At 75.1% G+C, this 25,637-nt stretch carries 20 protein-coding genes and 1 tRNA gene; 16 read left to right on the top strand and 5 right to left on the bottom strand.

Annotated features, from left to right (window positions below; all coding sequences use genetic code 11):
- Positions 1-124: 124 nt before the first annotated feature.
- The 3 genes from tmk (at position 125) to ACN9M0_RS16190 (ending at position 6,801) form a co-directional block, all read left to right on the top strand.
- On the top strand, positions 125-3,427 hold the full coding sequence (gene tmk / locus ACN9M0_RS16200; protein ID WP_399699381.1) for a dTMP kinase: 3,303 nt from the start codon (positions 125-127) through the stop codon (positions 3,425-3,427).
- 87 nt (positions 3,428-3,514) lie between these two features.
- Positions 3,515-4,291, top strand: a complete 777-nt coding sequence (locus ACN9M0_RS16195; RefSeq protein WP_426403800.1) for an ABC transporter ATP-binding protein — start codon at positions 3,515-3,517, stop codon at positions 4,289-4,291.
- Between the two features lie 104 nt (positions 4,292-4,395).
- The gene (locus ACN9M0_RS16190) at positions 4,396-6,801 is read left to right on the top strand and encodes an FtsX-like permease family protein (protein ID WP_426403799.1); all 2,406 of its coding nucleotides are present in this window, start codon (positions 4,396-4,398) and stop codon (positions 6,799-6,801) included.
- On the opposite strand, the gene ACN9M0_RS16185 is transcribed toward ACN9M0_RS16190, so the two are convergent.
- Positions 6,791-7,435 carry a response regulator transcription factor gene (locus tag ACN9M0_RS16185; RefSeq protein WP_366036894.1) on the bottom strand — a complete coding sequence of 215 codons (645 nt, stop codon included), beginning with the start codon at positions 7,433-7,435 and terminating at the stop codon, positions 6,791-6,793. The genes ACN9M0_RS16190 and ACN9M0_RS16185 overlap by 11 nt on opposite strands.
- Entirely contained in the window at positions 7,423-8,607 is a 1,185-nt protein-coding gene (locus tag ACN9M0_RS16180) for a sensor histidine kinase (RefSeq protein WP_366036893.1), read from the bottom strand. Before ACN9M0_RS16180 ends, ACN9M0_RS16185 begins: the two co-directional genes overlap by 13 nt.
- Positions 8,608-8,790: 183 nt before the next feature.
- Here ACN9M0_RS16180 and ACN9M0_RS16175 point away from each other — a divergent pair, with 183 nt between their 5' ends.
- The 4 genes from ACN9M0_RS16175 to ACN9M0_RS16160 all read left to right on the top strand — a co-directional run bounded on the left by ACN9M0_RS16175 (position 8,791) and on the right by ACN9M0_RS16160 (position 12,068).
- A complete protein-coding gene (locus ACN9M0_RS16175; RefSeq protein ID WP_366036892.1) occupies positions 8,791-8,964 on the top strand; it encodes a hypothetical protein in 174 nt (57 codons plus the stop codon).
- An 80-nt stretch (positions 8,965-9,044) separates the two neighbouring features.
- Positions 9,045-10,247, top strand: coding sequence for a DNA polymerase III subunit delta' (locus ACN9M0_RS16170; RefSeq protein ID WP_366036891.1), 1,203 nt, complete (start codon positions 9,045-9,047; stop codon positions 10,245-10,247).
- Between the two features lie 117 nt (positions 10,248-10,364).
- Entirely contained in the window at positions 10,365-11,909 is a 1,545-nt protein-coding gene (locus ACN9M0_RS16165; RefSeq protein WP_366036890.1) for an alpha/beta hydrolase, read from the top strand.
- 85 nt (positions 11,910-11,994) lie between these two features.
- Positions 11,995-12,068 (top strand) — tRNA-Thr (locus tag ACN9M0_RS16160).
- Positions 12,069-12,283: 215 nt separating this feature from the next.
- Here the strand turns inward: ACN9M0_RS16160 and lepB are convergent.
- Together lepB and ACN9M0_RS16150 are read right to left on the bottom strand one after the other, a co-directional pair.
- Positions 12,284-13,033: a signal peptidase I gene (gene lepB, locus ACN9M0_RS16155; protein WP_366036889.1), complete on the bottom strand. Its 750-nt coding sequence runs from the start codon at positions 13,031-13,033 to the stop codon at positions 12,284-12,286.
- A 103-nt stretch (positions 13,034-13,136) separates the two neighbouring features.
- Positions 13,137-14,228, bottom strand: a complete 1,092-nt coding sequence (locus ACN9M0_RS16150) for a helix-turn-helix transcriptional regulator (RefSeq protein WP_366036888.1) — start codon at positions 14,226-14,228, stop codon at positions 13,137-13,139.
- Between the two features lie 222 nt (positions 14,229-14,450).
- Here ACN9M0_RS16150 and ACN9M0_RS16145 point away from each other — a divergent pair, with 222 nt between their 5' ends.
- The 8 genes from ACN9M0_RS16145 (at position 14,451) to ACN9M0_RS16110 (ending at position 23,844) form a co-directional block, all read left to right on the top strand.
- Positions 14,451-14,654 carry a hypothetical protein gene (locus ACN9M0_RS16145; RefSeq protein ID WP_366036887.1) on the top strand — a complete coding sequence of 68 codons (204 nt, stop codon included), beginning with the start codon at positions 14,451-14,453 and terminating at the stop codon, positions 14,652-14,654.
- A 4-nt stretch (positions 14,655-14,658) separates the two neighbouring features.
- Positions 14,659-15,543, top strand: coding sequence for a hypothetical protein (locus ACN9M0_RS16140; RefSeq protein WP_366036885.1), 885 nt, complete (start codon positions 14,659-14,661; stop codon positions 15,541-15,543).
- A gap of 108 nt (positions 15,544-15,651) precedes the next feature.
- Entirely contained in the window at positions 15,652-16,143 is a 492-nt protein-coding gene (locus tag ACN9M0_RS16135) for a cupin domain-containing protein (protein ID WP_366036884.1), read from the top strand.
- Positions 16,140-17,738 carry a class I tRNA ligase family protein gene (locus ACN9M0_RS16130; RefSeq protein WP_426403798.1) on the top strand — a complete coding sequence of 533 codons (1,599 nt, stop codon included), beginning with the start codon at positions 16,140-16,142 and terminating at the stop codon, positions 17,736-17,738. Before ACN9M0_RS16135 ends, ACN9M0_RS16130 begins: the two co-directional genes overlap by 4 nt.
- A gap of 10 nt (positions 17,739-17,748) precedes the next feature.
- Positions 17,749-19,950 carry an FAD-dependent oxidoreductase gene (locus ACN9M0_RS16125; RefSeq protein WP_426403797.1) on the top strand — a complete coding sequence of 734 codons (2,202 nt, stop codon included), beginning with the start codon at positions 17,749-17,751 and terminating at the stop codon, positions 19,948-19,950.
- 439 nt (positions 19,951-20,389) lie between these two features.
- Positions 20,390-21,640, top strand: coding sequence for an APC family permease (locus ACN9M0_RS16120; protein ID WP_366036881.1), 1,251 nt, complete (start codon positions 20,390-20,392; stop codon positions 21,638-21,640).
- Between the two features lie 27 nt (positions 21,641-21,667).
- Positions 21,668-23,026 carry a lysine N(6)-hydroxylase/L-ornithine N(5)-oxygenase family protein gene (locus tag ACN9M0_RS16115; protein WP_366036880.1) on the top strand — a complete coding sequence of 453 codons (1,359 nt, stop codon included), beginning with the start codon at positions 21,668-21,670 and terminating at the stop codon, positions 23,024-23,026.
- Positions 23,027-23,076: 50 nt separating this feature from the next.
- Complete coding sequence (locus ACN9M0_RS16110; RefSeq protein ID WP_426403796.1) at positions 23,077-23,844, top strand: pyridoxamine 5'-phosphate oxidase family protein; 768 nt, start codon at positions 23,077-23,079, stop codon at positions 23,842-23,844.
- A gap of 742 nt (positions 23,845-24,586) precedes the next feature.
- On the opposite strand, the gene ACN9M0_RS16105 is transcribed toward ACN9M0_RS16110, so the two are convergent.
- Positions 24,587-24,970 (bottom strand): DUF6479 family protein, encoded by a 384-nt coding sequence (locus ACN9M0_RS16105; RefSeq protein WP_366036879.1) that lies wholly within the window; start codon positions 24,968-24,970, stop codon positions 24,587-24,589.
- A 142-nt stretch (positions 24,971-25,112) separates the two neighbouring features.
- Here ACN9M0_RS16105 and ACN9M0_RS16100 point away from each other — a divergent pair, with 142 nt between their 5' ends.
- Positions 25,113-25,622, top strand: a complete 510-nt coding sequence (locus ACN9M0_RS16100) for a SigE family RNA polymerase sigma factor (protein ID WP_399699396.1) — start codon at positions 25,113-25,115, stop codon at positions 25,620-25,622.
- Positions 25,623-25,637: the final 15 nt, after the last annotated feature.

The raw sequence follows: 25,637 nt of genomic DNA, 5'->3' as shown, positions 1-25,637 counted from the left end.
ACCCGAAGGGGTGCGGAGGACGGCCCGAAGCGGCGTGTGGGAGGGCGGGAGCGGTGCTCCCGCCCTCCCACGTTTGTTCGGGCGCGGGCCGCGGGGAGCAAGGCCGTCCGGATAGGGTGGACGGATGACGCGAGCAGAGCAGCCAGACCGCCTGGGCGATTCCGACGCGGCACTCGTCGCGGATTCCCGGGAGCGCGCCGTACGCGCCCTCTTGCGCCATCAGCCCCTGCGGCGGCTGTGGAGCGCCCACCTCGTCGGCAGCACCGGTGATGCCCTCGCCCTCCTCGTGCTCGTCCTCCTCGGCCTCCAGGCCGGCGTCGCCGAGGGCGCGCTCGGGGGCGGCGCCCGGGGAGCCGCGTTCGCCGTGGCCGCCGTCGTCGGCGCCCGCCTCCTCGCCTCGGTCCTCTTCGGGGCCGTCCTGCTCGGCCCGCTGACCGCGCTCACCGGGCCGTCCGGCGCGCTCGACCGGCGCTGGACCATGATCGGCGCCGACGGGGTGCGGATCGCGCTGCTCGTCATCGCGCCGCTGTGGATCGACTGGATCCCCGACAGCGCCCTCTGGTACGTGCTCGGCACCGTCTTCGTCGCCGGTGCGGCCGAGCGGCTCTGGACCATCGGCCGGGAGGGCGCCGCGCCCGCGCTGCTGCCCGCCCCGCCCCTGGAGGGCGACGCCGTACGGCCGCTGCCCGACCACCTCGGCGCGCTGCGCCGGCTGTCCCTGCGCACCGGCTTCCTCGCCGTCCCCGCCGCGGCCGCCGCCCTGCTCGTCGCCACCCTCGTCGGGAACCTGCTCGGTGCCGGGATCGACTGGTTCACGCTGCACCAGGCGGCCCTCGGCTCGTACGTCGCCGCCGGCCTGTTCGCCGCCTCCGTCACCGTCCTGTACGCGATGACGCTGCCCGGCGGGGAGACGCCCCGGCCCCGCTCGCCCCTGGAGGGCCTGCGCCGGCCGTCGGCAGCGAAGCCCGGTGGGGACGAGAGCAAGGGCCGTACGCCCGAGAAGGGCCGCACCGGCGCCCTGCCGCTGCTCGTCCTCGCCTCGGCCACCGTCGCCGGGGCGATCGCCGCGGCCGCGTCCCTCGCCGTGCTCCACGCGTACGACCTGGGCGGCGGGCCCGCCACGTACGCCCTTCTGATCCTGGCGCTCAGCGGCGCCACCGCCGTCGGCATCCGCACCGCGGGCTCCGTCCTGCCCGTCCTGTCCCGCCGCCGGCTGCTCGCCCTCGCGACCGCCGTCACCGGCGTCGCGCTGATCGCGATGGGCCTGGTCCCCGACACGGCGACCGTGCTGTTCCTCGCCGTCCTCGCCGGCTACGCCGCCGGGGTCGCCGCGAACACCGGCCACACCCTGATCGACCAGGAGACCGAGGAGCCCCGCCGGGCCCGGACCACCGAGCACCTCCAGGCCACCGCGCGGGTCGCCATGGGCCTCGGCGCGCTCGCCGCCCCGCTGCTCGCCGCCGCGATCGGCCCGCACCGGCTCGCCTCCGGCGAGTTCGTCTTCGCGCACGGCGGCGCCGCCTTCACGCTCGCCCTCGTCGGCGCCCTGCTGCTTCCGGTCGCCGCCCTCGTCCTCGCGAAGACCGACGACCGGGCGGGCGTCCCGCTCCGCCGCGACCTGCGCGACGCGCTGCGCGGCTCCGACCCCGTCCAGGCGCCCTCCCCGACCGGCTTCTTCATCGCCCTGGAGGGCGGCGACGGCGCCGGGAAGTCCACGCAGGTCCAGGCGCTCGCCGAGTGGATCCGCGCCAAGGGCCACGAGGTCGTCGTCACCCGCGAACCGGGTGCCACCCCGATCGGCAAGCGGCTCCGCTCGATCCTCCTCGACGTCTCGTCGGCGGGGCTCTCGAACCGCGCCGAGGCCCTGCTGTACGCGGCCGACCGCGCCGAGCACGTCGACTCCCTGGTCCGCCCGGCCCTGGAGCGGGGCGCGATCGTCCTCTCCGACCGGTACATCGACTCGTCCGTGGCCTACCAGGGCGCGGGCCGCGACCTGTCCCCGACCGAGATCGCCCGCATCTCGCGCTGGGCGACCGACGGTCTCGTGCCGCACCTGACCGTCGTCCTCGACGTCTCCCCGGAGACCGCGAGGGAACGGTTCACCGAGGCGCCCGACCGGCTGGAGTCCGAGCCGCCGGAGTTCCACGCGCGCGTACGGGCCGGTTTCCTCGCCCTCGCGGCCGCCGACCCCAGCCGCTACCTCGTCGTCGACGCCGGCCAGGAGCCTGAGGCCGTCACCACCGTCGTACGCCACCGGCTCGACCGGATGCTGCCGCTCTCCGAGGCCGAGGTGAAGGCAGCGGAGGAGGCCCGCCGGAAGGCCGAGGAGGAGGCGCGGCGCCTGGCGGAGGAAGAGGCCGCCCGCAAGGCCGAGGAAGAGCGCCTGGAGCGCGAGCGCCAGGAGCAGCTCGCCAAGCTCCGCGCCGAGGAGGAGGAGCGCAAGCGCCGCGAGGAGGAGGAAGCGCGCCGCCTGGAGGCCGAACGGCAGGCCGAGGAGGACCGCCGGAAGGCCGAGGAGGCCAGACTCGCCGCCGAGGAGGAGCGCAGGCGCCTCGCGGCCGAGGAGAAGGCCCGCCAGGAGGAGCAGGAGCGGCTCCGCAAGGAGGCCGAGGAGGAGGCCCGGCTGCGGGCCGAGGCCGAGGAACGCCGCCTGGAGAAGCAGCGCAAGGCCGAGGAGGCCCTGCTCCGCGCCGAGGAGGCCCGCCGGATGGCCGAGGCCGCCGCGGCGGCGAAGGCCGCGGAGGAGGCAGCGGCGAAGGCCGCCGCGGAGAAGATCGCCGCCGAGGCCGCCGCGAAGGCGGCGGCGGAGCGGGCGGCCGCCGAGCGCGCCGCGGCGGAGCTGGCCGCCGTCCAGCGGGCGGAGGCGGCGAAGGCGGCACGCGAGAAGGCGGCCCGGGAGCGGGAAGCCGCGGAGCTGGCCGCCGCGGAGCGCACGGCGGCCGCGGAGAAGGCCGCCGCCGAGCGGACGGCCCGGGAAGCGCGGGCTCGTACCGCCGAGGTGTCGGCGAACGAGGTCACCGTCGCGACCCCGGTCGTGAAGCCGGACGCGCCGACCGTCTCGCCGCACGAGGTCACCGTCGCGACCCCGGTCGTGAAGCCGGAGGCGGCCGAGAGGCCCGAGGCGGAGACCGCCGTCATGCCGCAGATCCGGGACCCGCGGGGCGTCGACGAGACCGCGGTGCTGCCGCCCGTACGGGACGCCAGGGCGTCCGACCCCGCCGACCGGGTGCCGCCGGGCATCTTCCGGGACGAGCCGCACGGTGCGAACGACCGGACCCGGGAGCTGCCGCAGCTCGGCGAGGACGGCCGGCCGCGCCGCCGCTCCGACTGGGCGGAGGAGACCCCGCTCGACGACCTGCCGACCCTCGCGGACGAACTGTTCGGCCCGCACGAGGACGAGGACGAGGGCCGGCGCCGGAGCCGCTGACGCCGAGTGGGGGTGTAGCCCGCTACACCCCCACTCCGGCAGCCAGCTCCATACCGCTGTGACCTGCGGTTTTCTAACGTCGTCGGTATGACGACGACAGCAGTGACGGAGAACGGCGCCGCCCTCGCGCTCGACGGGGTGAGCCGCACGTACGGAGGCGGGGCGCCGGCGCTCGACGGGATCGACCTGGTCGTGCCGCGCGGGCGCTTCCTGGCCGTGATGGGCCGCTCGGGCTCCGGAAAGTCCACGCTGCTGCGCTGCGCGGCCGGACTCGAACGGCCGACGGCCGGGACGGTACGGATCGGGGGCACCGACCTCGCCACCCTGAAGACGGCCGGTCTGACCCGGCTCCGGCGGGACCGGATCGGCTTCGTCTTCCAGTCGCTCAACCTCGTCTCCGCCCTGAACGTGCGCGAGAACGTCACCCTGCCGCTGCTCCTCGCCGGGGCCCGCGAGGGCCGGGCGCTCGACGACCGCGCCCTGGCCTCTCTCGACGCCGTCGGGCTCGCCGACCGGGCCGAGGACCGGCCCGAGAACCTCTCCGGCGGCCAGCAGCAGCGCGTGGCGATCGCCCGCGCGCTGGTCAACGAACCCGAGGTCGTCTTCGCCGACGAGCCGACCGCCGCCCTCGACCCGGTCACGGCGGCCGGGGTCCTCGCCCTGCTGCGGCGCGCGGTCGACGAGCGGGGGCGCACGGTCGTCCTCGTCACCCACGACCCGGTCGCCGCCACCTGGACGGACGAGGCCGTGTTCCTGGAGCGGGGCCGGATCGCCGGCCGCCTCGACCGCCCGGACGAGGCGGGGGTACGGGAGGCACTCGGGGCTCGTGCCGAGGCCGGACGGCACCTGGCGGTGGCGCGATGAGCAGGAGCGGGAACGGGAGCGGGAAGCGGGGGCCGGGCGGGGGCGGGAAGCGGGCTTCGGGCCGGGCCGGGGGCCCGGCGGCGGACCGCGGCGGGAACCCCGCCGTGCGGCTGCTCGCCGCCCGGTCGCTGCGCACCCACCGCAAGGCATGGGCCGCCGTGTTCGCGGCCGTCGCCGTCACCTCCGCGCTGCTCGGCGTCCTGGCCCTCGCGCTCGGCTCCGCCGGACTCGGCCACGCGCGCGTGGAGCGGTACGCCGCCGCGCCCGTCGTCGTCGCCGGAGACCAGGAGGTCCGCTGGACGGTGACCCCGTGGGGCAGCGAGCCGAGGACAGAGACGGCAGGTCTGACCGAGCGGGTACGGGTCCCCGGCGAGGCCGTCGACGTCCTGCGGGCCGTCCCGGGGGTACGGGACGTGGTGCCGGACGACACGTTCGTCGTACGGGAGCAGGCCCCGGGTGCCGCTCCGGGCACCGGCACGCGCGCGTACACCGGGCGTTCCTGGGAGGCGGCCCGGCTCGCCCCGTACCGCCTGACCGACGGGCGGGAGCCCCGGTGGGCCGGCGAGACCGTCGTGGGGGCGGGCCTCGGCGCCGCCGTCGGGGACACCGTGGCGGGGCGCGAGGTCGTCGGCGTGGCCGAAGGACCGGCCGCGCTGTACGTCACGGCGGGGGAGGCGCGGCGGCTCGCCGGGCACCCCGGTGCCGTCGACGCCGTCGGAGTCCTCGCCGAGCCCGGCGTACCCGTGGACACCCTCCACGCGCGCGTACGGGCCGCCCTGGACGCCGCCGGGCTCAAGGACACCGCCGCGGGGCAGCCGCTGCGGGCCCTCACCGGCGACGGCCGGGGCGGCGCCGAGCACCTCGGCGCGCTCCCCGCGCGCGGGGAGCTCCTCCAGCTCCTCGCCGCCGTCTCCGGGACCGTCGTCCTGGTCGCCGTCCTCGTCCTCGCCTCGCTCGTCGCGCAGGCCCTCCAGCAGCGCGCCGCCGAGCGGGAACTGCTGCTCGCGGTCGGTGCGACGCCCCGTCAGGTGCGGGGCGCGGCAGGCCGGGAGGTGACCCGGGTGGCGGGTGCGGCGGCGCTGCTCGGCGCGGTCGCGTCCGTACCGGTGTTCCTGGTGCTGTGGCCGGCGCTGCGGGCCCGTACCGGAGTCGTACCGGAGGGCCTCGAACTCCCCTCCCCGCCCTGGCTGCTCGCCGCCGTACTCGTCGTCGCCGCCTTCGTCGTGGGCATCACCCGGCTCGTGGTCCTCTTCGCGGCCCGCCGGCCCCGGCCGGGACGCCCGGGGAAGGGCGGCGCCCGCCGCGTCGCCGGGCTCGTGCTGCTCGTGCTCGGCGCGGGCTCGGCCGGCACGGCCACGCTCCAGGGCGGCGACGCGGCCGCCGCCGCTGCCGGGGCGGCCACGGTGACGCTGGTCGCCGGGTGCGCGCTGCTCGGGCCGTGGATCGCGCGGGCCGCGATGACGGTCCTGGACCGGCCGTTCCGGCGGTTCGGCGGCGCGCCCGGACGGCTCACGGCCGCCGGCGCCACCGCGCACTCGCGCCGGCTCGGGGCCGCGCTCGTCCCCGTCGTCCTCGTCACCTCCTTCGCCCTGGTGCAGCTCTCGGCGGGCGCCACGATGGAGCGCGCCGCCGCCGCGCAGGCGCGGGCCGCGACCACCGCCGACCTCGCGTTCTCCGGCACGACGGCGGAGCGGGTGCGCCGGCTCCCGGGGGTGGACGCGGCCACGGACGTGCTGCGGTCCTCGGTGGTCCTGGCCCGCACGGAGGCCGGCTCGCCGCGCCTGGACCGGCTCCCGGTCCTCGGCGTGGACGCCGAGGGCCTCGCGGGCACGCTCGACCCGGGCGTCGTCGAGGGCGACCTGGCCGGACTCGGCCGGGCGGGCACGGTCGCGGTCGGCGCGGACATGGCCGAGTCCCTCGAAGCGAAGCCCGGTTCGACGGTGGAGCTGCGGCTCGGCGACGGGACGGAGAAGCGGCTGCGGGTCGTCGCGGTGTACGCACGCTCGCTCGCCCTCGGCGAGTTCCTGCTGCCGAAGGCCGAACTGGCCCCGCACATGAGCGATCCGTACCCCGCGCGCGTACTGGCGGCGGGAGCCGGAAACGGTGCTCCCGTCGTCCCCGAGTCGGTGACGCCCCCCGGGGCCGAGCTGAACGGGCTCGTCTCCGGCGGCGTCGTCGCGGCGATCGGCGGTCTCACCGTCCTCTCCGTCCTCAGCACCCTCGCCCTGATCGGCGCCGGGCGGCGCGGCGAGCTGGAGCTGCTGCGTCAGGTGGGCGCCTCGGCGGGCCAGCTGCGCCGGATGCTCGGCCTGGAAGCGGGGTTCCTGACCGCGACGGGACTCCTCGTCGGGCTCGTGGTGGGCGCGCTGCCGCTGACCGCGTTCGCCTGGGCGCTCACCGGCGGCCTGCCGTACCTGCCGTCGGCGCAGGCGGGACTGATCGCGGGCGTCGTGCTCGTCACGGTGGTGGTGGGCGTGTTCGGGCCGTCCCGGGCGACGCTCAGGCGTTGAGGTAGGCGAGCACGGCGAGGACGCGGCGGTGGCCGCCGCTGTCGCTCGGCGGCAGGCCGAGCTTCAGGAAGACGTTCCCGATGTGCTTGTGCACGGCCCGCTCGGTGACCACCATCGAGCGGGCGATCGTGCCGTTGTCGTGGCCCTGGGCCATCAGGCCGAGGACCTCGCGCTCCCGGGGCGTCAGGGAGTCCAGCGGGTCGTCGCGGCGGCGGGCCATCAGTTCGGTGACGACCTCCGGGTCCAGGGCCGTACCACCGGAGGCGACCCGTTCCAGGGCGTCCAGGAACTCGTCCACCCGGCCCACCCGGTCCTTCAGGAGATAGCCGACGCCCCCCGCGCCGCCGCCCAGGAGCTCGGCCGCGTACGTCTCCTCCACGTACTGGGAGAGCACGAGCACCGGCAGCTCCGGCAGCTGCTCGCGGGCCGCGAGCGCCGCCCGCAGCCCCTCGTCGCGGAAGCCTGGCGGCATCCGCACGTCGAGGACGGCCACGTCCGGCCGGTGCTCCAGGAGCAGCGGCAGGATCTCGGGGCCGGTGGCCGCGACACCGGCGACCTCGTGGCCTGAGGAGGTCAGCAGCAGCACCAGACCCTCCCTGAGGAGGGCGTTGTCCTCGGCGATCACCACACGCACGGAAGCTCCACTTCGATCACGGTCGGGCCCCCCGCGGGGCTGGTCAGTCGTACGGTGCCGTCGAGCGCGGCGACCCGGCGCCGCATGCCCGTCAGGCCGGAGCCGCCGCTCTCGCCCGCCTCGGCCCCGCCACGGCCCTCGTCCCGCACGCGCACGCGGAGGGCGGCCGGTTCACGGGTCAGGGAGACGGAGGCGCGGGCGGCCCCACTGTGCCTGGCGGCGTTGGTGAGCGCCTCGGCGACCACGAAGTACGCGGCGGCCTCGACGGCGGCCGGGGCGCGGGGGCCGTCCTGCGCGTGGTCGCCGAGGCCGGTCACCGAGACCGCCGCCTCCAGGCCGCTGCTCGCGGCGAGCGCCCGTACCGCTCCGGTCAGGCCGCGGTCGGTGAGGATCGGCGGATGGATGCCGCGCACCACGTGCCGCAGCTCGGACAGCGCCTCCTCGGCCTGCGTCTGGGCGTCGTCGAGGAGCCGCCGCGCGGTCGCGGGATCGGAGTCGTACGCACGCCGTGCGAGCCCGATCCGCATGGACAGCGCCACCAGGTGGGCCTGCGCGCCGTCGTGGAGGTCGCGCTCGATGCGGCGCAGCTCGGCGCCGTGCGCGGCGATCGCGCCCGCCCGGGTGGCGGTGAGCTGCTCGATACGGGCCGCGAGGGCGGCGTCCCTGGCCGCCGACGGGGCCGGTGTGAGCAGCGCGCGCGACCAGTCGGCCGCCAGGCCGGCGAGCCGGCCGATCAGCGGCAGGGCCACCGGCCGCCGCCCCGCGAGCCCGGTCCACACGCCGTCGACGAGCAGCGCGGGCGCCCAGAGCACCAGCGACAGGTACCAGAGCACCATGCCGTAGAGCAGCTGCGCGGCGGCCCAGACCAGGTCCTGCCGGGTTCCGGGGCCGGTGACGGCGGTCCGCACGCGCGCGGGGAGGGGCCCTTCCAGCGGCAGGTACGCCTCGGGGACGGGCGTCCCGGTCCACGCGGCCGTACGGCGCCTCTCCCAGCCGGCGAGGCGGCGCAGCAGCAGCACGCTCTCGGGGAGCACGCCGGCGCCGATGACCGTGAGGGTGAGGAAGGCGGTGAAGAGGACGACGCCCACCATCAGGTAGCAGAGGAGGGAGACCGCGGCCCCGATCGTGAGCTGGAGCCACGCCCGGGCCGCTTTCTTGATCGCCTCGCGCATGGAGCCAGGGTAGGCGGCCGTTCCGGGGGAGGCGGTGGAGCGGGCTACACCATCGCTTCGGGGGCGGGCACCGCTGTGCGCGGACGGCGCGCGGACCAGGATCGAAGGGTCGTCGGGAACGACCGAGGACCACCCCGGGACCGACCCGGACCACCCCGCAAACCCCATCCACGGAGGAATCCCATGCGTGCCCTTCTCTGGCTGCTGCTCGCCGCGAGCGTTCTGGCCAACGTCTTCATCAGCACCTTCGCCGGCTGGACCGGCGCCCTCCAGATCGTCGGAAGCGTCGGCACGGGAGTGGTCCTGCTCGGCTCGGCGGTCGGCCTGTGGCTGACCCGGCCGCACACCGAGGCCTGAGGGCAGGTGTTCCTCCACAGGCGGCGGGGGTTGTCAGAGCGCTGCCCCACAATGGAGGACGTACCTGAGGAGGGGCAGACATGGCCGTATGGGACGACCTGGTCGGACAGACCAGGGTCGAGGAGCAGCTCGCCGCCGCCGCGCGCGACGCCGACGCGCTCGTGACCGCCCACGCCGCCGGCGAGCCGGCCCCCGAGGCCTCCAAGATGACCCACGCCTGGCTCTTCACCGGCCCGCCGGGGTCGGGGGTGGAGACCGCGGCGCGGGCGTTCGCCGCCGCGCTGCAGTGCGTGAGCCCCGATCGTGCCCTGGGCGGGGCGCCCGGCTGCGGCTTCTGCACCGGCTGCCACACGACCCTGGTCGGCACCCACGCGGACGTCACCACGGTCACCGCCGTCGGTGCCGTGGTCCGGGTCGAGGACATGCGTGACACCGTCCGCAAGTCGTACACGGCGCCGGCGAACGGCCGCTGGCAGATCATTCTGGTGGCCGACGCCGAGCGGCTGAACGAGAAGTCGGCCAACGCGGTCCTGAAGGCCGTGGAGGAGCCCGCCTCCCGCACGGTCTGGCTGCTCTGCGCGCCCTCGATCGAGGACGTCCTGCCCACGATCCGCTCCCGCTGCCGCCACCTGAACCTCCGGACGCCGCCGGTGGAAGCGGTCGCCGACGTGCTCGTACGGCGCGACGGCATCGATCCGGAGACGGCGCACTCCGCCGCCCGGGCCACGCAGGGGCACATCGACCGGGCCCGGCGGCTCGCGACCGACGAGCGGGCCCGCGCGCGCCGCGCCGCCGTCCTCAAGGTGCCGCTGCGGGTCGATGACGTCGGGGGCTGCCTCAAGGCCGCCCAGGAGCTGATCGACACGGCGACCGAGGACGCGAACCAGGTGGCGGAGGAGGCCGACAACCGGGAGACCGAGGAGCTGAAGGCGGCTCTCGGGGTGGCTCCGGGCGGGCGGCTGCCGCGTGGCACGGCCGGTGTGATGAAGGACCTGGAGGCGGACCAGAAGCGGCGCAAGAAGCGGACCCAGATCGACAGCCTGGACCTCGCGCTCAGCGACCTGACCGGCTTCTACCGTGACGTCCTGGCCCTCCAGCTCCGCTCCCGCTCGGCCCTGGCGAACACGGACGTGCGGGACGCGCTGGAGCGGATCGCCCGGGACAGCACCCCGGAGCGGACCCTGCGCCGCATCGAGGCGATCCTCGCCTGCCGCGAGGCCCTCGACCGGAACGTGGCTCCGCTGCTCGCGGTGGAGGCGATGACGATGGAGCTGCGGGGCTAGACCGGAGGTGGGCGGCGTGGGTGGCCGGGGAGCCCGAGGGGCCGGCGGCCGCCCGTTCCGGCAGCCCGGCTCCGGGCGATTGGACACGGTCCGTACCCGTCCGGATACGCTCCGGGGATGGATTCCAGGCGCTTGCTCCGTACGTCCGCCACGGCCCTCGCGGCCGCCGGGCTGATCCTTTCCGGCTGCTCGGGCGGAAGCGACGCCGCCGCGTCCCGGACGACCGCGCCGGCCCCCGCGTCCCCGCCCCAGGCGCCGAAGCTGAAGAAGTACTACGACCAGAAGCTGAAGTGGCGCGACTGCGGCGTCGAGGGTTTCCAGTGCGCGACCCTGCGCGCCCCGCTGGACTACGCGAAGCCGGACGGGGAGGAGGTCGAGCTCGCGGTCTCCCGGGCCCGGGCCACCGGCCCCGGCAAGCGGCTCGGCTCGCTCCTGGTCAACCCGGGCGGCCCCGGCGGCTCCGCCGTCGGCTACCTCCAGGGGTACGCGGGCATCGGCTACCCGGCGCCCGTCCGCGCCCGCTACGACATGGTGGCCGTCGACCCGCGCGGAGTGGCCCGCAGCGAGCCGGTCGAGTGCCTGACGGGCCCGCAGATGGACACGTACACGCAGGTCGACCAGACCCCCGACGACAGCGCGGAGACCAACGCGCTGAGCGCCGCCTTCAAGGAGTTCGCGGCGGGCTGCGCGAAGCGCTCGGGGAAGGTCCTGCCCCATGTCTCCACGGTCGAGACGGCCCGCGACATGGACATCCTGCGGGCGGTGCTCGGCGACCGGAAGCTCGCCTATGTGGGGGCGTCCTACGGCACGTTCCTCGGCGCCACCTACGCCGAGCTGTTCCCCGACCGGGTCGGCCGGCTCGTCCTCGACGGGGCGATGGACCCCTCGCTCTCCGCGCTCGACCTCAACCGGGACCAGACGGGCGGCTTCGAGACCTCCTTCCGCGCCTTCGCCGCCGACTGCATCCGCAAGCCGGACTGCCCCCTGGGCACGGAGTCCGTCGACGCGGCCACAGAGGCGATGAAGAAGTTCTTCCGGGACGTGGACGCCAAGCCCGTGCCCACGGGCGAGAGCCGCGAGCTCGGCGAGTCCCTCGCGACCACGGGCGTGATCGCCGCCATGTACGACGAGGGGGCCTGGCCCCAGCTGCGCGAGGCCCTCACCCGGGCGATCGGCGGCGACGGCTCCGGCCTCCTCGCACTGGCCGACAGCTACTACGAGCGCGAGGCGGACGGCACGTACGCCAACCTCATGTTCGCCAACGCCGCCGTGAACTGCCTGGACCTGCCGCCCGCCTACACCGGCCCGGCCGACGTCGAGAAGGCCGTTCCGTCCTTCGAGAAGGCCTCCCCGGTCTTCGGCGCGGGCCTCGCCTGGGCCGCCCTCAACTGCACCTACTGGCCCACCCGGCCCACCGGCCACCCGCACCGCATCACCGCGGAGGGCGCCGCCCCGATCCTGGTCGTCGGCACCACCCGCGACCCGGCCACCCCGTACCACTGGGCCCAGTCCCTGGCCGCCCAGCTCTCCTCGGGCACCCTGCTGACCTACGAGGGCGACGGCCACACCGCGTACGGCCGGGGCAGCGACTGCATCGACACGGCGATCAACACCTACCTCCTCGAAGGCACCCCTCCGACGGACGGAAAGCGCTGCTCGTAGGCCGGTTCCGGGGGTGGTCGGAGCACCTCCGGAAACTGTGTAGACTTGGCGACGCTGCTGCACCCACGATGGGTCTGCACAGCGCGCCGCCTTAGCTCAGTTGGCCAGAGCAACGCACTCGTAATGCGTAGGTCTCGGGTTCGAATCCCGAAGGCGGCTCGGAATTACCCCAGGACTCACTCGCCGTGACCTGGGGTTTTTTCATGTCCGGACGGCGGCCGTCGTGTGAGGGCGCGCCGTGGGAACGGTCTGCGCCGCGATGCGTGAGCGGACCGGGTGGAACCGGGCCGGGTCGGAGTTCGTCCGGCCCGGCCCTTCCGTTGTCCGGGTCGGAGTTCGTCCGGCCCGGTCCTTCCGCTGTCCGGGTCGGCCGGTCAGGGGGTGAGGTTCGGCTGGTCGAAGGTGTCCGGGACCGGGAGGGTCGACCAGTGGGGGATCGGCCAGGCGATCACCACGGCGCGGCCCACCACGTCCGGCAGGGGGACCATGCCGCCGTGCGGGTCGTTCTGGTGGTAGCGGGAGTCCTGTGAGGCCTGGCGGTGGTCGCCCATCACCCAGAGGTGGCCGGCCGGCACCGTGACCTTGAACTGGCCGCCCGCGTCCGTGCTGCAGGCCGTGTTCCCCGCGAAGACGTACGGCTCCGTCAGCGGCTTGCCGTTCACCTTCAGGGGGCCCTCGCCCGCGCACTCGACCGTGTCGCCCGCGACGCCGATGACCCGCTTGATCAGGTGCTGTTCCCCGGCCGCGGGCATCAGGCCCACGAAGCCCAGGAACTTCTGTGCCGTGCTGGGCTGTTGCGCCGGCCGTCCCGCCAGCCAGTCGCCGGGGTCGCGGAAGACCACGACCTCACCCCTGTCGGGTTCCGAGCCGAACCACGGCGTGAGCTTGTCCACCAGCACCCGGTCGTCGACCTGCAGGGTGTTCTGCATCGAGCCCGAAGGGATCAGGAACGCCTGGAGCAGGAACGTCTTGATCAGGAAGGCCAGCCCCAGCGCGATCCCGGCGAGGAACGGGAGCTCGACCCAGAACGGGCGGCGCCGTTTCCGGCCCCCGGCCGCTCCGGTCGGAGGGCCTTCCTCCGGGCCCTCCCGGTCCGATCGCTCCTCGGTCGCCAAGTCGCTCATTTCCACCCTGACTTCGTCCTCTGGCTGCTGTCTGCACGGACCCTATGCCCCGGCGGTGTCCGCAGGGTGACCGCAGGCCCTTCTTCACCACGTACGGGTGACGTCAGAAGCTTGGCTGCTCGCGCTCCTGCTGGGCCAGGAGATAACCGGCCTGGAACCGGCTCTCGGCGCCGAGCGCGGCCATCACGTCGGCGACGTGGCGGCGGCAGCTGCGGACGGACAGGCCCAGGCGGCGCGCGATCGCCGCGTCGGTGAGGCCCTCCGTGAGCAGGCGGACGATGGTCTGCTTCAGCTCGTCGGAGATGTCCATGATGGTCTGCCGGTCCCACTCCGTCTCGAACGGCAGCGCCTCCAGCCACAGCCGTTCGTACGCCCCCACCATGAACGCGACCACGTGCGGCTCGCGGATCAGGACCGCCGCGTTCGGGTTGTCCGGCACCGGGATGACCGCCGTCGCGCGGTCGAAGACGAGCATCCGCATGAACTCGTCGTCCAGGGTGCGGACCTGGGCACCCAGCCGCCCCACCCGCTCCACGTAGGCACACGTGCCCGAGGAGAAGCGGGCCGTGTGCTGGTACAGGACGCGCATCCGGACGCCGCGGCCCAGGAGTTCCTCGTCGCGCGCCACCGCCTCCTCGAGGACCTCCGCCCGCCGGCCGCCGCCCGGCTGCGCCGTCATGACCTCGCGCTCGCAGGTCCGGCCCAGCTCGGTGATCGCCTCCCGCACCGCACGCAGATCGGTGAGCAGCTCCACGTACTCCGCCTGCCGCAGGTGCGTCAGGCGGAGCAGATGGGACTCGTACAGCGGCATGAACGCCATCAGCTGTTCGCGGGTGCGTTCCATGTGCTGGCGCCGGGCGCGCATCTCGCGCTCCAGCGGCCCCAGAGTGCGCTGGACGGCCTCGTCCGGCGCCACCGGGAGCACCGCCCGCTCCGGGGTCCGGCGCAGCAGGCCCATGTCGAGGAGCGCCGAGACGGCCGACTCCACCCGGGCGAGCGGCAGGTCCAGTTCCGCCGCGAGGTCGGCGGGGTGCGCCGGCGGGTGGGCCGGGTCCCGGGCCAGGAGGCAGGTGTAGACGCGGGTCAGGGGGTCGTGGGAGTCCCCGTCGGTCGTCGTACCCGCCGTCGGCTCCGCCGTTGTCTCCGCACCCGGTGTTCCCTCCGGGCCTCCGGCGTCGCCTCGGGCCTTCGCCATGTCTTGTATCGCCACCTTTTCCCCCGTTTGTGACAGCGTCCTCTTGCTGCCATGCAGCCTAATGAGGCATGCAGTCCGCCCCATAGTCATGCCCCCGCGGATACGTTCGTTCCACCGCCCACAAGGTCAAAGCGCATCAAGCTCGCACAGCCCGCGAAGCTCGCAACCCACCACGGAAACCCACGACTTACACCTCGCGGAAGCGGAAAGAGAGCACACGACATGAAGCGGCGGATCCGCAGCACCCTCCTCACCACCCTGGTCGTCGGCCTCGCCGGCCTCGCCACCGTCACCACCGACCGGATCGCCGGCGGCACCGGCACCGACGACACCGGCTGGGGCGCGGCCGTCCTCACCGGCGCCTACGACACCGGCTGGGGTGCCCCCGCCGCCGGCGCCGGCACCAACGACACCGGCTGGGGGTGACCGGATGACCCTGCTCGACTGCACCCTGCGCACCGGCGGACGGCTCACCGGCGGATCCGTACCCCCCGCGCTGGCCGCCGACTACCTCGCGGTCTGCGCGCGGGTCGGCATCGACGTCATCGAGCTGGGCAGCGTCCACGACCCCGCCGACCGCTCCGCCCCGCGCGGCGCGCTGCTGCCGGTCCCGCTCCCCGAGCGCTACGGACCCCGCTTCTCCGTCCTCCTCGACACCGCGGGCCTGCCCGCCACGGACGCCGCCGCCACGGCCTCCGCCGGGCGGATCGCCGACGCCCTCGCCACCGGACCGGTGCCCGTCGGCCTCGTCCGCCTCGCCGTCCGCTACGACCGGGTGGCCCGCGCCGCCGCCCCGCTGCACCGCCTGCGGGAAGCCGGCTTCGGCGTCTGTCTCTTCCTCACCCACATCGACCTCGCCTCCTACCCGGAACTCGACCGCTGCCTCGGCGACAGCGCGGCGCTCGGCCCGCTCGACGCCGTCTTCCTCGTCGACTCCCTCGGCTCGCTCCGCCCCGAACGCGTCATCGAACTCGTCCAGTCCACCCGCGCCGCCGTGTCCGCCCCCGTCGGCATCCACGCCCACGACAACCAGGGCTTCGCCCTGCACAACACCGTCGTCGCCGGGAGCGCCGGCGCCACCTGGCAGGACGCCGCCGTGCACGGGATCGGCCCGGGCGCCGGCCTGACCCGTACCGAGCAACTGCTCGCCCTCCTCGGCGCCACGCCCACCGACCTCGCGCCCCTCCTCGCGCTCATCGCCACCCACGTCGCGCCGCTCAAGCAGCGGTACGGGTGGGGGGCCGGCCCCCGCCAGGTCATGGCCGGCCTCGCCCGCATCCCGGTCACCTCGGTGACGGGTCTCGGCCCCCGGTAGCCACCACCGCGCCGGCAGCCTCCGCGTCGCCGCACCCACCGACTTCCGCCCCCAGGCCCCCTGACGTCCGGGGCCGCTCCGACCGTGCCCGCCGTCCCAGGAGACCCCATGCCCTTCACCTCGCCCATCCTGCCGCCCGGAGAACCGGCCCTCGCCCCCACTCCGTACCGCGACCTCGTCCCGAACCCCGGAGCCGCCCCCATGGCCGACCGCCGCTTCCGTATCGACCGCACCGCCGCCACCGAGGAGTTCGGGCTCGCCTGCCAGCGGCTCATCCCGTGGCCGGGCGGGGACGCCGAGCCGCCCGTCGGGGCGATGGCCTGCTTCCTGCGGCCCGGCGGGGACTCCGACCCCGACTGCCACAACCAGGACGAGGTCATGATCATCCTGTCCGGCACCGGCAGCGTGACCCTCGACGGCGCGCTCGAGCCGCCGTTCCGCGCGGGCGACATCGTCGTGCTGCCCCGGAACCAGGAACACGTCGTCCACAACACCGGTGACTCCGAGCTGAGCTGGGTCTCCCTCTACTGGCCGCTGCGCGAGCCCGCCGTCCGCACCGACACCGACACCGACACCGCCACCGAGGAGGTCGCCGCGTGAGCGCGACGCACTGGATCACCGCCACCCCGCCCACTCCCAACGGCGACCTCCACATCGGCCACCTCGCCGGGCCCTACCTCGCCGGCGACGTCCTGCGCCGCTTCCTCGCCGCCGAAGGCACCGGTCCCGTCCGCTACACCACGGGCCTCGACGACCACCAGAGCTACGTGCCCGTGCGCGGCATGAACGACGGCGGGCGCAAGGGCGAGGAGGTCGCCGACGGCTACGGCGCCTCCATCGAGTCCGTGTGGCGGCAGGCCGGTGCCGACTTCGACGCGATCGTCCGCCCGCGCCGCGACGTCGGCTACCAGTCGGCCGTCCAGGAGTTCTTCGGCCGCCTGTACGACGCCGGGCACATCGTCGCCCGTACGCGACCGCTCCCGTACTGTGCCGACTGCGAGCGCTGGCTGTACGAGGCCTACCTCAAGGGCGACTGCCCGCACTGCGGCTCCGGCTCCAACGGCAACGCCTGCGAGCCCTGCGGCCGCCCCAACGACTGCGCCGACCTCGCCGACCCGGTCTGCACCGGCTGCGGCGCCACCCCCGAACTCCGCGACTGCGAGCGGCTGTACTTCCCCCTCGCCCCCTGGGAGGAGCAGCTCGCCGCCTTCTGGGAGCAGGTCGACATGCCGCCGCACCTGCGCTCCCTCTGCGAGCGGATGCGCGCCGACGGCCTCCCCGAGATCGCCGTCAGCCACCCCTCCGAGTGGGGCGTCCCGGTGCCCGTCGCGGGCTTCACCGACCAGCGGATCTACGTCTGGTTCGAGATGGCCCCCGGCTACCTCCTGGAGTGGACCGGCGCCGGCGAGACCGGACCCGCCCCCGCGCCCGTCCAGTTCTTCGGCTTCGACAACGGCTACTTCCACGCCCTGCTCTTCCCGGCCGCCTTCCGGGCGTACGACCCCGAGATCGCGCTGCCCCGGGCCTTCGTCGTCAACGAGTTCTACCGGCTCGAAGGGCTCAAGTTCTCCACCAGCAGGCGCCACGCCATCTGGGCGCACGAGGAACTCGCCCGGACGAGCGCGGACGTGCTCCGCTACCACGTCCTCTCCGACCGGCCCAACGGGCGCCAGACCAGCTTCAGTTCGGCCGCCCTGGAACTCAGCCGCACCCGGCTCGCCGAGCGCTGGGACGGCTGGCTCGGCCGACTGCTCACCGCCGTCGCCGAGTCCTCCGACGGAACCGCACCGGCCGAGGCGCCGCAGGGACCGGCCTGGGAACGGCTGCGCGCCCGACTGGCCGAGGCGGTCGGCCAGTTGAGGGAGGCGTACGGGATCGAGGGGTACGACGCGCGGCGCGCGATCGCGCTGCTCGACGAAGTGGTGTGCCTCGCCGAGGACTTCGGCTACGTGAACGGCTTCGAGGCCGAGCGCCCGGAAGGCACCTCCGCCCACCGCTCCGCGCTCTCCGCCCAGCTCGCCGTCGCCGCCGCGCTGTCGGCCTGGGCCGCGCCCGCCCTGCCGTACGGCTCGGCCCGGCTCGCCGCCCTCCTCGGCCTCGCGCCGGAACCGCGCCGGGTGGACGCGGAGGCCCTCGCGGCGCTCGCCCCGGGGACGCCGGTGGCGGCCTGGCCCGGGGCGGTCTTCAGTGCTTGAGCACGCTCCGGTGGACGAGGCTCTGCCGCGCGGCGCCGTCGTCGGGCCCTTCTCCGGGCCCCGCGCCGCCTGGGGCGAGCACCTGGAGCGGGCCGCCGAGCGGTACGGGGCGGCCGTGAACTGGGAGCTGTACGACGACCGGGGCGAGGCCGAGACGGCCCGGCAGATCGCCGAGGCGGTCGTCGCCGAAGGCCGCCACGCGCTGGTCGTCGGGCACTTCAACAGCGCCGGCGCGGCGGCGGCCCTGCCCGTCTACCGGGCGGCCGGACTCCCCGTCCTCCTCCCGCTGGCCACCACGCCCGGCCTGCTCGCCGACAGCGCCGGCACCCTCCTGCGCTGGTGCCCGGACGACCGCGCCCAGGCGGTCGACCTGCTCGCCGCCGTACGGGACGCGGGACACACCCGGGTCGCCGTCACGCACGACGGCAGCGCGTACGGGGAGCGGCTCGCCCTGCTCGTACGGGACGCGTCGACGGCCGCGCGGTCCTCCCTGCTCGTACGGGACGCGTCGACGCGCGCCCGGTCCACCCCGCTCGTACGGGACGCCTCGACGGCCGTCCGGCCCGCCGTCCCGTCGGGGGCCGTCGTCTCCGACGGCAGCGGGCCCGCGACGGGTGCCGTGGCCGTGCCGGCCGTCCTCGCCGGAGAAGCACCAGGGCTTGACGTCCTCGACGGGCCCGCGGGGCGGGACGCCGCCAAGCTCACCGCGCTCGTCGTCTGCGGCACCCACGTCGGGGCCGCGCGGGTGGGCCGGGAGTGGCGGGCGGCCGGGTTCACGGGCGCGTTCTGGTTCACCGACGACTGCGCGGTGGACGAGTTCGCCGCCCTGCTCGGTGCCCCGGCGGCCGGCGGCGCGTCCGCGTCCGTCGCCCGGATGCGCGGCGGGCCCGAAGCCCACGTGGACGCGGCCTTCGCGGCCGCCACCGCCGCGCTCTCCGAGGACCCGGGACGCACCGGACGCACCCTCCTCGCCGCCGTACGGGCCCACGCCGACCGGGGGTTCACCGCGCTCGGCGAGCCCGAGGCCGGGAGCGTGGGATGGGACTTCGTGCCCGTGCCCGTGTCCGTGTCCGCCGTGGCCGGGGCGCCGACCCGTACCGCCGGACGGCACGGGCGGGCCTACGACGTCATCGTCGTCGGCGCCGGGGTCGTCGGGGCCGCCACCGCCTCCGTCCTCGCCCGGCACGGCGCACGCGTCGCGCTCGTCGCACCCATGGACGGACGCCAGGACCACGCCACCGCCTGGTCCGGCGGGCTCGTCCGGTCCTTCGAGGCCGACCCGTACCTGCGCGGGCTCGCCCTCCGCAGCCACCACCTCGCCTGGGGGCCCGCCGCGCTCGCGCCGGGGCCGTACGGCTTCATGACCACCGGGTCGCTCGTCCTCTGCGGCGACGCCGACCTCGAACAGGCCGAGAAGGGCGTCGCCGAGCTCAACGGGGCCGGTGTGCCCGCCGAGCTGCTGGAACCGGGCGTGCTCGCCGACCGCTTCCCCGGACTCTCCGTCGACGGCGTCACCGCCGCCGTCTGGGAACCCGAGGCCGGCTACGCCGACCCGCCCCGCACCGCGCGCGTCTACCGCGACCGCGCCCTCGCCCACGGGGCCCGGCTGCTGCCCGCCCGGGTACGCGAACTGGACGCCCCGCCCGGGGCCGACCGCGTCCGCGTCCTCCTCGAACCCGGAGGACCCGTCGAGGCCTTCGCCGTCGTCCTCGCGGCCGGCGGCGGAACCGGTGAGATCGCCGGGCACCGGCTGAGCGGCGCTCACGCCGGACGCACCAAGAGCATCCGGTACGGCTTCTTCCACCACCCCGCCACGGCCGGCCTGCCGACCGTCGTCGACATGGTCAGCGGCGTCTGGGGGCGGCCCCAGCTCACCGGGGAGGCGGCCGGCGGCTACATGGCCGGGCGGCCCGTCGACGAATGGGACGTACCCCCGGGCGGGCTCGCCACGCTGACCGACGAGCACGTGGCGTACATCCGCCAGGGCGCGGCCGCGCGGTGGCCCTGGCTCGCCGACCCCGCGACCCGCTTCCTCGGCGGACGCCAGGGCGTCGACCTCTACACCCCGCACTCCCGCCCCCACCTCGGCCGCGAACGGTCCGACAGCCGGATCGTCCTCGCGACGGGGTGGTCGGGGGCGGGCTTCAAGACGGCACCGGCGGCGGCGGAACTCGCGGCGGCGGAGGCGCTGGACGTGCTGGGGGGCAGGTGAGGCACACCGGCCTCACGGTGCCGCCCGCCCGGCGCCGCGGCTTTGCGGTGCCGCCCGCCCCGGGCCTCGGCTTCGCGGGGCCGCTCGCCGCGGGCCTCGGCCTCGCTTGGGCCCGGACCCGCGGCCACCGCCCGTGTGGGCAATCGTCCCGCAGGGCGGGACGGGCGGGCACACGGGACGGCGCCCTCGGCGGCGCCTCCGCCCCCTGTTCGTGGACCCGCACCCCCGCGGAGCCGCACGACGTGGTGCGGGTCGGGGCGCGAAAGCCCAGGCCCGGCACGGGGCGCCGTCCGTTGTGCCCACCCTCCCCCGAGCTCTCGGCTCCGCTCGAGCAGGGGGGAACCCCATCGCCCCAGCGGAACAACTGCCCACAACGCGGGTGGCGGAGCGCGGCGGCCGCGGCCGGTGTTCGTGATCGACATTCATCGGAGGTGACACCATGACCGATCTCCTGCAGCGGCCCGCCGCCGCCCAGGCCCAGGCCGGTCCCCCCCTCGGCGTGCGCGCGCTCGTCGTGTTCTACGTCAGCAGTCTCGTCGGGACCGGCATTCTTCTCGTACCGGGCCTGACCGAGCGGCAGGCCGGGCCCGCCGCGCTGCTCGCGTGGCTGGCGCTCGCCCTCAGCTCGTACCCCTTCGCCCGTTTCTTCGCGGAGATGTCGGCCTGGCGCCCCGACGCCTCGGGTCTCGCCGCGATGGTGGAGGCCGGTTTCGGGCGCCGTCCGGGGCGGGCGGCGGCGCTGCTGCTGGTCGCCACGTACGTCATCGGGAATCCGGTGATGGGCATCGTGTCCGCCCGCTGCCTGCTCGGCCTGCTCGGGCAGCCCGACGGGCCGGTGTATCCGATCGCGATCGGCTTCATGGCGCTGTCCGCCGCGTTCACGCTGCTCGGGCTCACCGCCGGCGCCCGCGTCCAGGCCGTGGCCCTGATCGTGCTGCTGCTCGGCCTCGGCGGCGCCGTGGTGCTCGCGGTGCCGCGGTTCGACGCGGGCGCGTACACCCCGTTCCTCACGCACGGCTGGGGCGGCGTCGGCATCGCCGTCGTCACCGCTTTCTTCTCCTTCCTCGGCTGGGAGAACGTCTCCACCCTCGCCGAGCAGGTCGACGACCCGGCCCGCAGCTACCGGCGGGCGATCCGCTGGGCCGTGCCCATCGTCGGGCTGCTCTACGCGGCGGTGACGGCCGCCTACCTGGCCGTTCCCGGCGACGAGCCGGTCGTCATCACCGCCCTCCTCGGCGCCTCGCTCGGCGACGGCGGTGCGCTCGCCGGCGACCTCCTGGCCCTCGGGCTCGCGGTGGTCGCCACCAACGCCTGGGTGCTGGGCGCCACCCGGGTCGTCCGGGCCGCCGCCCGCGAGCGGATCCTGCCGCGCTCCCTGGCCGACCGCCCCGTGCGGGCGACCGTCGCGCTGGCCCTCGCCTACGCGGCCGTCCTCGGCGCCCTGACGCTCACCGGCACGGGCGAGGAGCTGGTGCTCGTCGTCACCAGCAGCGCGTTCCTGCTCCTGTACGTGGCCGCCGCCGCGGCCGCCCTGCGGGCACGCGGCACCGGCCGGGCCCTGCGCGCGACCGCCGTCGTGACGCTGCTGATCGCGGCCGTCTTCCTCTCCTTCGCCGGTACGGGGCTGCTGTTCGCCCTGCTCCTCGCCGCCGGCTGCGTCGCCCTCACCGGCCGCACGCGTACGTCCTGAACCCCTCCCACCGAAAGGCACTTCGCCATGAACGAGACCACGAACGAGACCACCCCCGTCTACGACGTCGTCGGTGTCGGCTTCGGACCCGCCAACCTCGCCCTCGCGATCGCCGTCGAGGAGTACAACGAGCAGGCCGCGCCCGGCGAGGAACTGACCGCCGTCTTCCTGGAGAAGCAGCCGAACTTCGGCTGGCACCGGGGCATGCTCCTGCCGGACGCCACCATGCAGGTCTCGTTCCTCAAGGACCTGGCCACGATGCGCAATCCGCGCAGCCGCTTCGGCTTCGTGCCGTACCTCCATGACCGGGGCCGGCTGGTCGACTTCATCAACCACAAGATGCTCTTCCCGACCCGCGAGGAGTTCCACGACTACCTCCAGTGGGCCGCGAACGGCGTGGACCACATGGTCCGTTACGGCCTCGAGGTCACCGCCATCCGCCCGGCCGACCGGGCGGCGGGCGAGGACGGTCCGGTCGTCGAGGTCGACGTCGCCGCGCTCGGCGGGGCCGGCAGCGGCGCCGAGTCGGAGGCCGTCACCTACCGGGCGCGGAACCTCGTCATCGGCACCGGCCTCGTACCCCGGCTCCCGGAGGGCGTCGAGTCCTCCGAACGCCTCTGGCACAGCAGCGAGTTCCTGCACCGGCTCGCCGCGCTGCCCACCGCGAACCCGCGCCGATTCGTCGTCGCCGGGGCCGGACAGAGCGCCGCCGAGATCGCCGACCACCTCCACCGGACGTACGAGGGGGCCGAGGTCGTCGCCGTCCACACGCGGTACGGCTACAGCCCGGCCGACGACAGCCCGTACGCGAACCGGATCTTCGACCCGGAGGCCGTCGACCTCTACCACGGGGCCGAGCCGTCCGTCCGCCGCACGCTCATGGACTACCACCGCAACACCAACTACGGCGTCGTCGACATGGACCTCATCGAGGAGATCTACCGGCGCTCGTACCAGGAGAAGGTCCGCGGCGAGCAGCGGCTGCGGATCCTCGGCGTCACCCGGCTCACCGAGGTCGAGGAGGGCCCCGACGGCGTCCGCGTCCAGGTGCGGAACCTCGCCACGGGGGAGACGGAGACGATGGACGCGGACGCCGTCGTCTACGCCACCGGCTACGCCGAGCCCGACCCGGCCCGGCTGCTCGGCGAGCTCGACGCCGCCTGCGCGCGCGACGAGGACGGCCGGCTGCGGGTGCACCGCGACTACCGGGTGCAGACCGCTCCCGAGGTGGAGGCCGGGATCTACCTGATGGGCGGCACCGAGCACTCGCACGGCATCACGGCCAACCTGCTGTCGATGGCCGCGGTCCGCGCCGGCGAGATCTGCGATTCCCTGGTGGCGCACCGCCGTTCCGACAGGCGGGCACCGGTGGCGGTGACGGGCTGATTCCCCGTACAACACGTCACACCTGCATCTGAACGAGAGGGCACGGCACCATGAGCACCACCACGGAGACCCCCGAGACGCCGGAGACCACGGAGCCCCCGGAGATCCCGGAGACCACCGAGGCCGACGACCAGCTGGCCGTCACCGAGCGGACCCGGCTGCGCCGCATGCGTCACAAGGGCAGTCACCGGCGGGCCGACCTGGACGCCGTGCTCGCCGCGGGCTTCCTCTGCCACCTCGGCGTCACCGTCGACGGCACGACGATGGTGGTGCCGACCGCGTACGGCGTGGACGGCGACCGGCTCTACCTGCACGGTTCGGTCGCCAGCCGCAGCCTGGTCCAGGCCCCCGACACCACCGTCTGCGTCACGGTCACGCACGTCGACGGCCTCGTCCTCGCCCGCTCCGTCTTCGAGCACGGGGTCAACTACCGCTGCGCGATGATCTACGGCGTTCCCGAGATCGTCACCGACCCGGAGGAGAAGCTCCGCGGCCTGCGGGCGCTGACCGAGCAGAGCTCGCCGGGCCAGTGGGAGTACGCGCGACAGCCGAGCCGCAAGGAGCTGGCCGCGACCGCGCTGCTCGCGCTCGACCTCACCGAGGCCTCGGTGAAGACCGCCGACGGCCCGCCGGACGACGGCGACTCCGAGGACGCGGCGCTCGGCCTGTGGGCGGGGGTGCTGCCGATGGTGACCACCTTCGGCGAGCCGGTGATCGACCCGGTCCTCCCCGCGGACTTCGCCCCGCCCGCCCACATCGCCGCGCGCGCGGGCCGGGTCGTGGGCGCGGGGCCGGGTGCAGGGCAGGGGACGGAGTAGGGCGTGGAGCCGGGTGCAGGGCAGGACGCAGGGCCGGGCGTTCTTCCAGGCCGCCTCTCCCCGGCCGCCGACGACTCCGTGTGACACCCCACGGGTACAGGGCGGGACCGAAGCGGCATTTCCCCTCCGCCGGCCGTGGCTGTCGAGTGGGCCGCGACAGCCACGGACGACGACCACGAACCGGCGAGGGGCACCAGGATGAGCGGCCGGCCACCGGCTGGCCGGCCGGCAGCGGCTGACCCTGGCCGACCTCGACGGTGAGGTGTTCCCGGAGTGGGCGGGGGCCGACGAGCGCACCCGGGCGTACCGGAGGGGCCGGGACGGGGCCGCCAGTGGCGGTGGTGGCGTCGGTGGTGGCGGTCCGCCGGCACCACCGACGCCGGCGAACCCGTCCGTGCCGCTCGTCGGTGACCGGCACCAGTTGCTCACGGTCGTGGCGCTCGGGCAGTGCGTCGCGCTGCTGCCGCGCTCCGTCGCGGAGGAACGGTCACGGCTGGGCGACGTCGTCGTCCGGCCCGTCGAGGACGTGAGCCGAGCACCGTCCACGTCGCCTGGGCCGGGGGCCCGGCGTCCCGGGCGGTGACGGGCTTCCTCTCGGCCGCCGCTTCGGTGGGCCGGGAGCGGGGACCGGCCTGAGTACGCCCGGGCTCCGGGGGACTTCCGGGGCTCCGGGCGTACTCGGGACAGGTTCCGGCTTCGGCTTCCTTCCGGCTTCGGCTTGTGTTCCGGGTTCGGGGACCGGTCAGTCGCCGTGCCCGGTGCCTCCGCTGCCGAAGCCGCCGCTGGAGATGCCGCCCCACTTGCGCTTCTCCTCGGTCGGCGGGTCGGGTGAGGTCTCCGTGCCGGATTCCTTGAGCTGGTAGGGCATGAGCCGGTGCTCGCCGTCGGTCTGCGGCATCTCGGCCGGCCTGCGGTATTCGGACATCTCGCCGGGCAGTGCGCCGGTGTCGGGCCGGTGCGGCTGTTCTTCCGGCTTGGGCGTCCTGGACTCGCGGTCGCTGATCCGGAAGCCCAGCCAGACGGCGCCGATGAGTACGAAGACGACGACGAGCCCGCCGACGACCTGGGCCATGCCTGACTGCCAAACCCCAGCGGCCAGGTTCTCTGCTGCGCTGACAGTGTTCATACCAACAGGATTACCCGATTCCGCTTCTTCGGATGCGTCGAGCGGGCATCCTCTCGGATTCGTTTGAAACATTCCCGGTCCCCCGTCGCGTCAATGAGGTGTACGGCGACCACACCACGTGACCGCGAGGGAAAGGAGGGGCATGAGAAAGTCCCGCGCGGACGAGTTCCTGGAGTTCGCCTCCGCACGTACGGGGCACCTGTTCCGCTCGGCGTGCCTGCTGACCAGCGGCGACACCCATCTCGCCGAGGACCTCACCCAGGAGACGCTCGGCCGGATGTACGCCCTCTGGGGCCGCATGGCACGGATCGGGAACCCCGCCGCGTACGCCCAGACCGTGCTCGTCCGCACGTTCCTCAGCCACCAGCGGCGCCGCTCGGCCACCGAGCGCCCCCTCGGCGAGCTGCCCGACCGCGTCCTCGAGAACGGCGAGGACCCGGCCCTGCGGATCGCGCTGCTCGACGCGCTGGCCGGGCTCGCGCCGAAGGACCGGGCGGTCGTGGTGCTGCGGTACTGGGAGGACCGCAGCATCGAGGAGACCGCCGAAGCCCTGCACGTCAGCTCCGCAGCGGTACGCACCCGCTCGGTGCGGGCGCTCGCCAAGCTGCGGGAACGGCTCGGCGGCAGCGTCACCGCATTCGCCACCCGCTGACCAGTCGTTTCTCAG

The sequence above is a fragment of the Streptomyces sp. R-07 genome, assembly GCF_049913175.1.
In the GTDB taxonomy this organism is placed as follows: Bacteria; Actinomycetota; Actinomycetes; order Streptomycetales; family Streptomycetaceae; genus Streptomyces.
The sequence above is the reverse complement of the archived record's forward strand: the minus strand, read 5'-3'. Positions and strand labels throughout refer to the sequence as shown.